The organism is Acinetobacter bohemicus ANC 3994, from assembly GCF_000367925.1.
Lineage (GTDB): Bacteria > Pseudomonadota > Gammaproteobacteria > Pseudomonadales > Moraxellaceae > Acinetobacter > Acinetobacter bohemicus.
Map to the genome: position 1 here is coordinate 195,701 of NZ_KB849175.1, position 12,515 is coordinate 208,215.

Sequence of the window (12,515 nt, forward strand, 5' to 3'; positions counted from 1 at the left end):
CCACAATTGTTTTTATTAAATTTATAAGTGGTCAATATTGCCAATCCATGTTTTTTTCATACTTCCCTACAAAATTAAGGGATAAGTCGTTTTTTAGTCTGTATATTCAACAAGATTAATGACTATTTAGATGTATACATTTGGTATCTATGTCTTGATTTTATCTGCAATATTTGTTGCTTTAGAGCATAGTAAACAGATACAAATGAATCGTATACTCAAGGCTATCCGAACTTTTGTTTACGATGACAATAAAGAATAAAGGAGCACATCATGAGTTTAGTTGTACCTGCTGAAAAAACAGATCCAGTACACACCGAAACTGATCGCGTCGAACGCATTCTCGTTGTAGATGATGATGTGCGATTGCGTACGTTATTACAGCGCTTTCTGGAAGATAAAGGCTTCGTAGTGAAAACGGCACACGATGCAACACAAATGGATCGTTTGTTACAGCGTGAACTTTTCTCCCTCATCGTGCTCGATTTCATGCTTCCGGTTGAAGATGGTCTGAGTATTTGTCGTCGTTTACGTCAATCGAACATCGACACCCCTATCATTATGCTGACTGCACGTGGCAGTGATTCTGATCGTATTGCAGGACTTGAAGCCGGTGCAGATGACTACTTGCCAAAACCCTTTAATCCAAATGAATTGTTAGCACGTATTCGTGCCGTACTTCGCCGCCAAGTTCGCGAAGTTCCGGGTGCGCCGAGCCAACATATGGAAGTGGTCAGTTTTGGTCCATGGTCACTGGATTTATCCACACGTACCCTGACGCGTGAAGGTCAAGTGGTGACGTTAACCACGGGTGAATTCGCTGTACTTAAAGCCTTAGTACAACATCCACGTGAACCGCTTACCCGTGACAAATTAATGAATTTAGCGCGTGGTCGTGAATGGGGTGCAATGGAGCGCTCAATTGACGTACAGGTGTCACGTTTACGTCGTTTGGTTGAAGAAAACCCAGCCCGTGCGCGCTATATCCAAACTGTTTGGGGCGTCGGCTATGTCTTTGTTCCAGATGGCGCGGAATAAGAAAAAAATCTGACAATATGAACCATATATTTGTCCCTTAACGCCATTCGCTGCTGTTTGAGCTAACCCTCAATTAAAGGCTCGCATTGAAGTGCGCGAGTTCAGCGAATGGCAAAGTTTTTGGTTCTTTTTTAAAAGAACAATACGAGCTCCTACCATTAAAATTAATTCGGTAAGACTCCTTCAAAATTCAACAAATAAAATACTTCAGATTCAGCATAGGAATCAGATGTGAAACTCGAACCCATCGACCCACAGAAATTTACCGATTACGAAGCGTATTCAGAAAAGAAACGGACGCGTTCAGAACGTTTTTTGGACAAAATCAAGCCCCGTTCGGCTGCAATGCGTACCACCGTGCTGGTGTTATTCATTGTATTTTTCAGTTTATTTATGTCGTTGTGGTTCTTTTGGCGCACCCTCTACCTTCCAGAAATTCAACAACATGCCCGATATCTGGGCGTTGAACTCGAAATCATTAACAATCCCGATTTACGCATTTTCCATAATGATGCTGAAGTCGATGTCGACACTTGGTTAAAAAATCGTGTTGGTATTGAATACATCACCGACCCCAAAGAATATCCCAGCGTTCGCGACAAAGTCATTGCTGAGTTTTTTACCAATCAAATTGAAAAAAAGCTGGCCAAAGAACTCAAAGTTGAAAATGTGACGGTCTATTTCCAATTTAAACCCAGTCCCCGTATTTGGATTCAGACCCCTGAAATGAATGGACACTGGGTGCGTGAACCATTGAAAACCTATGCCAACTATAGCCCTGAACTGGTCTTTGGTTGGTTGCTGGGCGTACCATTGATTGCAGCAGCCATCATTTTAACGCTGGTGCGCCAGCTCAACCGCCCTTTACGTCGTTTGCAAAATGCCGCCAATAATTATAGTAAAACTGGTTCGGCACCTTATCTTGAAACCAATCATGGGCCACAAGAAATCCGCGAGGTGAATCAAGCCTTTAATCATATGATCTATACCTTAGATCAGGCTGAACGCGACCGCCGGATTATGCTGGCCGGCATTTCCCATGACTTACGCACACCCTTAACCCGCATTCGCTTAAGTGCAGAAATGATGCCTGATGACGACTTTCTTAAAGAAGGTTTAATTTATGATGTCGAGGATATGGATGCCATTCTGAATCAGTTTATCTCCTACATGCGCGATGGTTCAGATGAGGAAATACAAGACACCGACATTAATATGTTGTTACAAGAATTAGTGGTGCAGTTCAAACCTTTAGATATTCGTTTCAAAGCTGAAGATATTCCTGTGATTCAAGCCCGAAGTCTCTCGCTGAAACGCCTGATTGGCAACTTAATTAATAACTCTAAACGCTATGGCGCTGAACCCATTGAATTGTCAGCAAAAGTTGAAAATGATCATATTTTTATTAGTGTTGCAGACCATGGTGAAGGGATTCCTGAGGATCAAATTGAAGACTTAATGCAGCCCTTTGTCCGAGGAAATGAAGCCCGTACCGTACAAGGCAGTGGTTTAGGTTTAGCCATTGTTAAACGTATTGTTGACATTCACCAAGGGCAACTCACACTGCATAATCGTCCTGAAGGGGGGTTAGAAGCCCTAATCTCTTTACCGATTGTTCAAGAGAAAATTGAGGACAATATTCACAGCACGACATTAGGAAAAATTAAACAAACATTCAGTGAACGCTTTTAGTACTGGTTAAATAAACAACAAACAGTTTTATTTCGCTGTGCAGCTGTTGATTTTTAGCTCATTAAAATCAATCAATTAAAAATCATCAAAAATTGTTATACCCACATTTTTTCAAAAAATTAGACCTTAGCCTAACAGGCATGCACAATTTGTTTTTAGGACGGTACAATCTACCCAGTTTCGAACAAGAATTGAGCTTAAACCATGTCTTTAGATCGTATTCGTTTAGCGTCACTTCATGACAAAGTCATGAGCGCAGAACAAGCTGCTACTTTTATCCAAGATGGTATGACTGTAGGTATGAGTGGTTTTACTCGTGCAGGTGAAGCAAAAGCTGTACCTTTAGCACTTGTAAAACAAGCAAAGGAAAATCCTTTAAAAATCACGTTAATTACCGGTGCAAGTTTGGGTAATGACCTAGACAAACAATTGACTGAAGCTGGTGTACTTGCTCGTCGTTTACCATTCCAAGTCGACAATACTTTACGTAAAGCCATCAACAACGGCGAAGTAATGTTCATCGACCAGCATTTGTCTGAAACAGTTGAACAAATGCGTAACCTTCAGCTTAAAAAACCTGATGTTGCCATCATTGAAGCGATCGCAATTACCGAAGATGGCGGTATTATTCCAACCACTTCAGTGGGTAACTCTGCAAGCTTTGCCATTTTTGCTGAAAAAGTGATTGTCGAAATCAATACCAACTTAAGCCCTGCTTTTGAAGGTCTACACGATATTTATATCCCAAGCTATCGTCCAACACGTCAAGCGATTCCTTTAACTCAGGTCGATGAACGTATTGGTACGCATGCCATCAATATTGATCCATCTAAAATTGTCGGTATCGTGATTAACAATGAATACCATGATTCTCCATCTACTGTGACTGAACCAGACGATGAAACTCAAGGTATTGCCAACCACTTGATCAATTTCTTCGAACAAGAAGTTGCTGCTGGTCGTTTACCGAAAGATTTAGGTCCATTACAAGCGGGTATCGGTTCTATTGCTAATGCAGTATTGACGGGTCTTAAAGATTCAAACTTTGAAGATTTAGTGATGTATTCTGAAGTACTTCAAGACTGTACTTTCGAATTAATCGATGCGGGTAAAATGAAATTTGCCTCAGGTAGCTCAATTACACTTTCTGCTAAATATGGCGAAAAAGTGTTTAACAACCTTGACGCATATAAAGACAAATTGGTGCTTCGCCCACAAGAAATTTCGAACCACCCTGAATTGGTGCGTCGTTTAGGTATTATCGGCATTAACACTGCACTCGAATTTGATATTTACGGCAACGTAAACTCAACTCACGTTTGCGGGACTAAAATGATGAACGGTATTGGCGGTTCAGGTGACTTCGCGCGTAATGCTCACTTGGCTATTTTTGTGACCAAGTCGATTGCAAAAGGTGGCGACATCTCTTCAATCGTACCAATGGCTTCGCATATCGATCACTCTGAACATGATGTCGATATTCTTGTGACTGAGCAAGGTCTTGCCGATTTACGCGGTTTAGCACCACGCGAACGTGCTCGTGCGATTATTGATAACTGTGCACACCCAATGTACCGTGATGCGTTGAATGACTACTTTGATCGTTCTTGTGCAAAAGGCGGACATACGCCTCACCTTCTTCGTGAAGCATTGTCATGGCATGTTAACTTTGAAGAGCAAGGTCAAATGCTTGTTGCTCAGCCAGAAGCTAAAATTGCTTAAGCAGTATCATTAATTCGTATAAAAAGCGTACTTCGGTACGCTTTTTTTATGGCTGAAATTCACGTTTAAAGCACATGATTTCCTATCTCGATCCTCGATGATTCAATTCAACCAAGCTCTCTATTCCAGATCATAGCGAATTCAAATGCTATAAACGCTGTTCAATCGCTTTACGATTTTGCTTTTTAATTTTTTCTATTTCTGCATTCAACTGCACTATCTCTGCATATAAAGCATTAAATTGCTTTAAGGGTTGATCTTCATAAAACATAAACGTCTGCTTGTTTTTCTGCCATTTATTGTTTTTCAAAACCTCAAACACAGCATCGGCTTTGCTTAAGATCTGCAACTCTAATGCAAATAAAGCATGGGTTTGATCACTGTCCCGACTTTCACGTAAGCTATCTGCCAACTGATGTCTCAAATTGGCTTTAATCGACAAATGCTTCGCCCGATCTAAAGTATCTTCTTCACGTTGCTGGGTTTGTTGTTGATACTGGGCCGTCAAAAGATGCACTTGTTTTAACATCTGTTCGGTTTCGATAAAATTCTGTTTCCGATCTTTCTCTAAACGATCAATATTTAAAAACTGATCCCAATGCAGCGCTTTGAGTTCACGTAAATACTGATTTCTTGCTTCAGCATTTTGAATCATATCGCTCAGGACAAAGTCTGCCATCACCTTATAATCGCCCTGCAAATGATTATCCGACACATTGATATCGATCGGTTTCGACCAATCTTGGGCTTGCTGATAAATGAGTTCGGCTTTTTCATACAATACCGTTTGATAGTCTTTAATTTGGCTTAACTCGTCTTGTTGTACCGAATACTGATAAAACATCCAACCAAATACGGTACATGTCGCTAACGCTAAGATTAAAAAAATCTTTGGCATACGAGACTCCCTTAGACTGACTTTTCAATATGATAACGCGATTCAGAATACAACTGGTTATTTATTCAGCTAAAATACGGCCAGTTTTTGGTGCCAAATAATCTTTTAATTCAATTTTCATGCTTTAAATTTTACAAGCAACCCCCATCAATGTAGGCAAGAAAAGAGAAGAGATTGCTCATGCGCGTAGATATTTGGTCAGATGTGGTTTGCCCATTTTGTTATATTGGTAAAAAACGTTTGGAAGCGGCAGCTAAACAAGCGGGTGTAGAACTTGAAGTTCATTGGCACAGTTATGAACTTGATCCAGAAGCACCCACTCGTCAGGAAGTTTCAAATTCTGAACGCCTCGCGCAAAAATACGGACGCACAGTTGCCGATGTTGAAGATATGCAACGCAATATTGCCGCTATGGCTGCTGAGGAAGGAATCCAATTTAATTGGGAAAATGCCAACTCAGGGAATACCTTCAATGCACATCGTATTATTCATTTAGCGCAAAGCAAAGGTTTAGGCTCAGAAGCCAAAGAAGCCTTTTTCTATAGCTATATGACGCAAGGTTTATCAATTGGTGAACGTGAAACAATTGAAGACGTCGCTGCACGGATTGGACTCAATCCTGTTGAAGTCGAAGATGTATTAGATTCAGAAGAATATGCAGACTTTGTTAAATTTGATGAAGAAGTCGCTCATGATCAATTAAAAGTCACGGGTGTGCCTTTCTTTGTCTTTGATCAACGCATTGCTTTAGCCGGTGCACAACCGCGCGAAGTCTTTTTACAAGTCTTTGAGAAAGCTTTAGCAGCACCAGAACAAGCCCCTATTGCTGCTGAAGATGCAGCTGTTTGTAAAGATGATGCCTGTGATCTTCCAGAAAAATAATGCTATTTTTTTGATCTAGATTGAGATGACTAATCATAAAAAATCCCCGAATTCGGGGATTTTTTATGCTCTGATTGATCCATCTAGTCGACCAAAAAACTAATTTTCAAATTAACTCGATATTCGGTAATTTTATTGTCCTGAATAATCACTTTTTGCTCATTAATCCAAGCACCTTGTACATTTTTTACCGTTTCCGTCACCTTGCTAATTCCTGTTTGAATGGCATCTTCAAAACTCTTTTGACTACTCGAATTAACTTCCACAACTTTAGCGATGGCCATTTTGGAACCTCAAATTTTATTCTTTTGAAGTCCGATACTAGGCTATTTTTTAGACAAAATATTTAACTTTAACATTACAGCGCAAAAACTTACAGAGAGAAACAATACAAGGTTTTATTCCACGAGTCTTACAAAATACAACGTATCTATACAAGGCTTGGACACACAGGCACCAACAATTCGCTAGTCTAATATCTGGAACATTTAAGTTCTAAATCATGCAACTTAAAAGAGGTCAATATGGACACTGAAGCTCAAAATCCTGCTGTTGATTCCCCCCCTGAACATCACTCATGCTCAAAATCACGTTTTTCACCTACGGTAAAAGGCGTATTGATTGGTGCCGTTGCTGGTAGCATATTATCCCTATTTGGCACTTTGAGTGGCGCTATTATTGGCGGTATTTCTGGTAAAATTTACGAGAAAAAATGTCACAACAAATGCCATAAAAACTGATATTTTTAAACCAGTTAAGACAGCTTGTTAATACACAACCTGTCTTAGAGCAAAAACTCCAAATATATGATTTATATAATAATTTAAACTCACCATTCATCTTTTTCCATTCCATTTCTTAGCCAATTTGATCACTTTTTGTTATTACTCACATGAAGTCTAATTTTTATACTTTCTCCCTTTGGTCCATCTTATTTGGACATCTTCTCTCCTTAAAGGACATCATGATGAACGTCATTAAATCGCTTTTGGCTGTCGCTGTTTTGGCTATTTCTGTAAATGCATCTGCGCAAATTGTTTTTATCCCCGATTTTCCTGTTAAAAAAGCGGTTGAAACAGTGAATGCAGAGCAAAACGTACCTGCTGCTAAAGCTGTGGCTCAAGGAACATCTGAAGCTAAAAAAGCCGCTTAAAAACAGCTATTTTTTTCAAAAAACAGACTTGAGGTAATGGGTCTGTTTTTTTATTTCTGCATCAAAACTCTGCTGTTTGAAAAGTACATCCATCAAAATCTCGAAAGCCGATCTAATCAACTAATACCAGTCAGTTAAGAAATTACCTAGAATTTTATTTTTTAAATTCATGATGTTATTCGATACGCGGAAATGTCATCCGCAGCTGTTCGAGGCAAAACTATTTTGGAAAAGTACAGTTTCTGCGATTTATTAATCAATAAAAGGGATTTGACGAGTTTTGCGGTGAGGCACACTGCGCCGCAAGATGTCTTTCTTGCGAACTCAAAATATATTTTGAGTTTCTCATTTGGGCTTATCCAAAGTAATAGATGAGCTCAAAGTATCTGATTTAAATATATAAGACTCCGCTGTGAAGAACTAAAAAGTTAAGGAATTTATTACAAACTCCTTAACTGACTGGCATTACTCCAATTCACCCGATTCACGACCTGTGACATCAAACAATTCACCTCATAGTCAGCATTTCTTCTCTTTAGCTAAGCTCAAAATCGAATATTTATTATTCAAAATTTACAATTTTTGTTTTTTATGTCTATAAACTCTCAAAATATGACAATTTTTTGCATGATTTTTATTTTTAAATCCATATAATCAAAAGCATGAACTTCATCATTTCATCGAATGAAACCGTTTTCTTATGCAAGAACTTCAAGCACTGATTCAAGGTAAGATTCCTCCTCAAGCCATCAATATTGAGCAGTTGATTGTGCTTGCTGAACGCTACCCTAAACCGATGTCTGCTGAATATAAATTACTTGAACTGGCCATCAATATTGTCTTGGCAAGTTATCTCGAAAAAGCACAAATACATCTTTAGAGGTCAGTTGATGAATGCCTTAGAAAAAGCACTGCTGATCAAAGAATTAAACCTCTTAATTGATGGATTAGAGCACCGATCGTTATCTTTCTTTGAAATTGCAAAATCAAAATCACGTTTAACAGAAATTTTTGGCTTATGTGATGAACCCATTTTCAAAAAACAAATTTTGAAATTTAAATCCCATACTCAACCGGAAAAAGCAGCCTGTGATTTCGCTGCGAATACCCTGTATAAACTGTCTTTTCGTGGCGTATTTCTACAGGACACTATTTTAGAAAAAGCGCTCTATGAAAATGCGAATGCGGGTTGGGCTATTTTGTATGATGCTGAAAAAGGTTGGCAAATTTGGTTAATTCCAAGCGCAAACAGAACGGCCTTGGTCAGTGAATGGGGGGATTTAGAAGAGATCTATCACTGGATGCTGGCACAACAACAGATCTATAGCTGTTTACAAACTGACCATGAATTAAAACAGCAAGCCCTTTTAGAGCATCAACGGGTGAAAGTATGGGCTGAGACTGAGAAAAATTTAAAGCCGTCTATGCATATCGCAGCAGAACAGAATCAGCCAGATACACCTGATGGCATTGATCAATCCCCTGTCATGCTTGATCCTCAGCCGCAAACCATGGTCATGGATTCACTTGTACAGCAAAATGAAAGCCATGCAGTTCTCCATTTAGAACAGCCATCCCTATTGAATCATCATCCAAAAGACATGCCTGTATCGGTACATTTAAGCATTCAAGAAACGAATTTAGCTGAAAATTTGACGCAAAACTCTATTCCAAAAACTTTAGCACTCGGCCAACATATTGCACATATTCAGCCTCTTTATGAGGGTAATAAACCGGAGCAAGCGTTATATCGCTTAGAAATACTCGACTCGCCTGAAATCTCACAACATACAGATTTATTATTGTATGGCCCCAATTTACAGCGTTGGCAGCAATTGCCGATTTATCTCGCTGAGCAAATCAATCCTCAAGGTCGCTTTATTAAATATTTGGTGTTATTGGGTACAGAAAATCAACTGCAAGCAATTCGCTTAATCCATTTATTTACTGATCCATATCAACATCAACCCGCTGCGATTAAAGAGATTTTTTGGCCTTATCTACAGAACAGTTTGACGCAGCTGGAGACTCTATTTGATAGCTATAGCCAAAAAGCCACGTTAATTTGGAATATTGAAGGTTGCACCCCTTTTATTCCTGCACAACTAATCCAAACGCAAAAATTTATTCAATTTGAGGAACGCCCAGCGGACATCCAGACCCCGCTCTTGTTATTAAAAGAGCGGCATAAAATTCGTCTGATTCATGGACAAAACCGCCTGAATCTGTCACGAACTGAAGCGGCTTATCCTTATTTATTATTAGACCGTCATCAAGGCGTCAGTTGGCAACTGATCCAAACCATTCTGACCCAGTTAGCGTCCCCAATCGACTGCCATCAATTATATAAAGCCATTCAAAAACATATTTCAGATTAGGTTCTATTTTTGTAGCAAACGCTTGCTTTTTAGTCGCATTTTTTACAAGACTATTCAATGATCAAAAATAGAAGAGCAAGGATATGCCACACATTAAAATAAATTTATCAAAACCACTTTTATTCATCTTCTTATCGGGGCTGGCGTATAACTCGACTTGGGCAACAATCGCAGAATCTGTAACGGAGCAAAAAAACTGGCCTTTACCCGCAACGGATGAAAACTTCAATTTGCTGTATCAACTGCCCAGTTGGATTGATGCCGTACCGACATTTTTACCGCAGCAGTCAGATGAACTGATGGTGCGCCCTATCTTCGAAACCGCAGATCGGACGTGGGTAGACCGTAAACAATTTCAAATTCGAAACTGGGCAGATGATACGTCAAATAAAATTGACAATTGGTTTGGCGAGACAGATCCAGAAAAACCAGCATCTGCAACATTACGCGTGATCGTGGATAACAGTTGGAATAAATATGATGGTTATGAAATTAAACCGCGTATTCGGGGCAGAATTAAACTTCCCACTTTAGAACGTCAACTCAGTTTGGTTTTCGGGGATGATTCCTTAGACAATGAACTGGACAATAATGTTGCTATTACCAATGAAAACCCAGGCAACAGCAATGACAAAACCCTAGACCGGCAACAAACTCGAGAAAATAACAGCTCTTTTGCCTTACGTTGGTCAGAGTTTTCTAAGTACATCCCTTTTAAAACAGATTTAGATTTGGGACTACGTTCAGGCGATGATATTTATTTGCGCCTAAAAGCCTCTAAAGATTGGAAATTAGAAAATGATTTTAGTTTTCATGCTGAACAAATTTATCGTTATGGCATTGATAGTAAAAATTATTTAAGAACGAATCTCGAGCTGACTCATGCGCGCCCAAATCAAGCTTTCCTGTCGAATCAACTGAATCTCACTTATTCTGACAATCAAGATGATGATTTAACTTGGGATAATAGTCTGTTTAGACAACACCAATTTTTCCATGAAAATAGCTTTAGTTATGGCATTTATACCGGTGGTTTTTTAAACAATAAAGATTTACGTTTAAATAGTTGGGGGCCTTTCATTTCTTGGCGGCAACCGTTATGGCGTGAATGGTTTTATGTGCAAGGGAATTTAAATTATATGAACGATCATCGTGATGACCGTAGTCATTTCATTAGCACCTCAATCCGTTTCGAAGCCTTATTCTAATTGAGTGAATGAACCACAATGTTGGTGAATAAAAAAACCTCCCGAATGAACTGCACCCCGAAAGTTGGACACTTTTAGTCTAATTTGGAGGGTGCTTTTTATGACTAAATATTCTCAAGAATTTAAACTCGAAGTTGTTCAAAATTACTTATCTAATGACAACGATGATGGGTTTAGAAAGACAGCTCATAAATTTGGATTAGATCAAGGAACTGTTCGACAATGGACTGCTGTATATCAAACTCAAGGTGCCGATGGTCTTAAATACCAGACTAAACGGATTTCCTACTCTGTGAAATTCAAACATAAAGTCGTTCTTAAAATAATCAACGATGGGCTGTCGTTGATTGAAGCATTAATATTTTTTAAATTGAGAGAGAAAGGGACTCTTTCTCTATGGTTGCGTCAATACAGAGAGCACGGTATAGATGGATTAAAATCTAAGCCCAAAGGACGCTCCAAACAAATGCCAAAGCCTAAGAGACTAAGAGCTAAACCCTCCCAAGAAGGTCATGATAAAACACAAGAGCAGCTACTTGAAGAATTAGCATATCTACGTGCAAAGAACGCATTTCTAAAAAAGCTGAGAGCCTTAAGGTTGGAGCAAGAAGCAAAGGAAGCTGCCGAGCAGCAGCATTTGCAAGACTTGTATCTGAATTAAGGCAAAGCTATAAATTAAAGTACTTATTACGCGCATCACAAATGGCTCGAAGCACGTACTTTTATCATAACAATCAATCTAAGCTTGCTGATAAATATAGTGACCTTAAACAGCAAATCAAGGCGATCTATCACCAACATAAAGGGCGATATGGGTATCGTAGGATTACACTTGCCTTAAAAAACATGGGATTAGTGATTAACCATAAGTGTGTTCAAAAGCTTATGCAGTCCATGAAGCTAAAATCACGCATCAGAATAGCGAAATATCGTTCTTATAGGGGGCAAGTAGGTCGAGTTGCAGACAATGTATTACAACGTCAATTTGAATCAAATCAGCCCAACCAGAAGTGGGTTACAGATGTAACAGAGTTCAATGTTCGTGGCGAGAAACTTTACCTGTCGCCTATCATGGACTTATTTAATGGCGAAATCATTGCATTTCAAATGGAACGTAGACCAATATTCAGATTGGTCAAAGATATGCTTAAAGAGGTTATAGATAAACTCAACATAAATGAGAAACCAATTATCCATTCTGATCAAGATTGGCAATATCAAATGAGATTTTACCAGCAACAGTTAGCAGAACGAGGGCTAATCCAAAGCATGTCACGTAAGGGGAATTGTTTAGACAATGCCTCTATGGAAAGCTTCTTTGGAATACTTAAATCGGAATGTTTCTATGGAGAGCAATTTAATTCAATTGATGAATTAGAGCAAACCGTGAAAGAATATATCCACTATTACAACCATGAAAGAATCAAGGTTAAATTAAAAGGACTGAGTCCCGTACAGTACAGAACTCAGTCCTTAAAAGCCGCTTAATTAACTGTCCAACTTTCGGGGTGCAGTTCAGAAGGAGGTTTTTTATTTTGAGAATG

12 protein-coding genes are annotated in these 12,515 nt (G+C 39.0%); 10 read left to right on the forward strand and 2 right to left on the reverse strand.

Annotated elements, in window-relative coordinates; genetic code table 11:
- Positions 1-273 precede the first annotated feature (273 nt).
- From ompR to F994_RS11405, 3 genes are all read left to right on the forward strand, one after another.
- Complete coding sequence (gene ompR / locus F994_RS11395; RefSeq protein WP_004650626.1) at positions 274-1,038, forward strand: osmolarity response regulator transcription factor OmpR; 765 nt, start codon at positions 274-276, stop codon at positions 1,036-1,038.
- Positions 1,039-1,269: 231 nt separating this feature from the next.
- Entirely contained in the window at positions 1,270-2,730 is a 1,461-nt protein-coding gene (locus F994_RS11400; protein WP_004650627.1) for an ATP-binding protein, read from the forward strand.
- 204 nt (positions 2,731-2,934) lie between these two features.
- Positions 2,935-4,452: an acetyl-CoA hydrolase/transferase family protein gene (locus F994_RS11405; protein ID WP_004650629.1), complete on the forward strand. Its 1,518-nt coding sequence runs from the start codon at positions 2,935-2,937 to the stop codon at positions 4,450-4,452.
- Positions 4,453-4,600: 148 nt separating this feature from the next.
- Here the strand turns inward: F994_RS11405 and F994_RS11410 are convergent, their stop codons facing one another.
- Positions 4,601-5,350 (reverse strand): hypothetical protein, encoded by a 750-nt coding sequence (locus tag F994_RS11410; RefSeq protein ID WP_004650630.1) that lies wholly within the window; start codon positions 5,348-5,350, stop codon positions 4,601-4,603.
- A gap of 180 nt (positions 5,351-5,530) precedes the next feature.
- Here F994_RS11410 and F994_RS11415 point away from each other — a divergent pair, with 180 nt between their 5' ends.
- Entirely contained in the window at positions 5,531-6,232 is a 702-nt protein-coding gene (locus F994_RS11415) for a DsbA family oxidoreductase (RefSeq protein WP_004650631.1), read from the forward strand.
- A gap of 83 nt (positions 6,233-6,315) precedes the next feature.
- Here F994_RS11415 and F994_RS11420 read toward each other — a convergent pair whose 3' ends face one another.
- Entirely contained in the window at positions 6,316-6,516 is a 201-nt protein-coding gene (locus F994_RS11420) for a dodecin family protein (protein ID WP_004650632.1), read from the reverse strand.
- Between the two features lie 240 nt (positions 6,517-6,756).
- Here F994_RS11420 and F994_RS11425 point away from each other — a divergent pair, with 240 nt between their 5' ends.
- The 6 genes from F994_RS11425 (at position 6,757) to F994_RS17395 (ending at position 12,459) form a co-directional block, all read left to right on the forward strand.
- A complete protein-coding gene (locus F994_RS11425) occupies positions 6,757-6,972 on the forward strand; it encodes a hypothetical protein (RefSeq protein WP_004650633.1) in 216 nt (71 codons plus the stop codon).
- Positions 6,973-7,196: 224 nt separating this feature from the next.
- Complete coding sequence (locus F994_RS11430) at positions 7,197-7,385, forward strand: hypothetical protein (RefSeq protein ID WP_228128049.1); 189 nt, start codon at positions 7,197-7,199, stop codon at positions 7,383-7,385.
- A 700-nt stretch (positions 7,386-8,085) separates the two neighbouring features.
- Positions 8,086-8,265, forward strand: coding sequence for a hypothetical protein (locus tag F994_RS11435; RefSeq protein WP_004650635.1), 180 nt, complete (start codon positions 8,086-8,088; stop codon positions 8,263-8,265).
- A 10-nt stretch (positions 8,266-8,275) separates the two neighbouring features.
- Positions 8,276-9,763: a hypothetical protein gene (locus tag F994_RS11440; RefSeq protein ID WP_004650636.1), complete on the forward strand. Its 1,488-nt coding sequence runs from the start codon at positions 8,276-8,278 to the stop codon at positions 9,761-9,763.
- 92 nt (positions 9,764-9,855) lie between these two features.
- Entirely contained in the window at positions 9,856-10,971 is a 1,116-nt protein-coding gene (locus F994_RS11445; RefSeq protein ID WP_034697162.1) for a hypothetical protein, read from the forward strand.
- Between the two features lie 100 nt (positions 10,972-11,071).
- Positions 11,072-12,459 (forward strand): IS3 family transposase gene (locus tag F994_RS17395; RefSeq protein WP_407636542.1). Its coding sequence is split into 2 segments (ribosomal slippage): positions 11,072-11,584 and positions 11,587-12,459, totalling 1,386 coding nucleotides; the frame shifts between segments, so codons are not numbered across the junction.
- Positions 12,460-12,515: the final 56 nt, after the last annotated feature.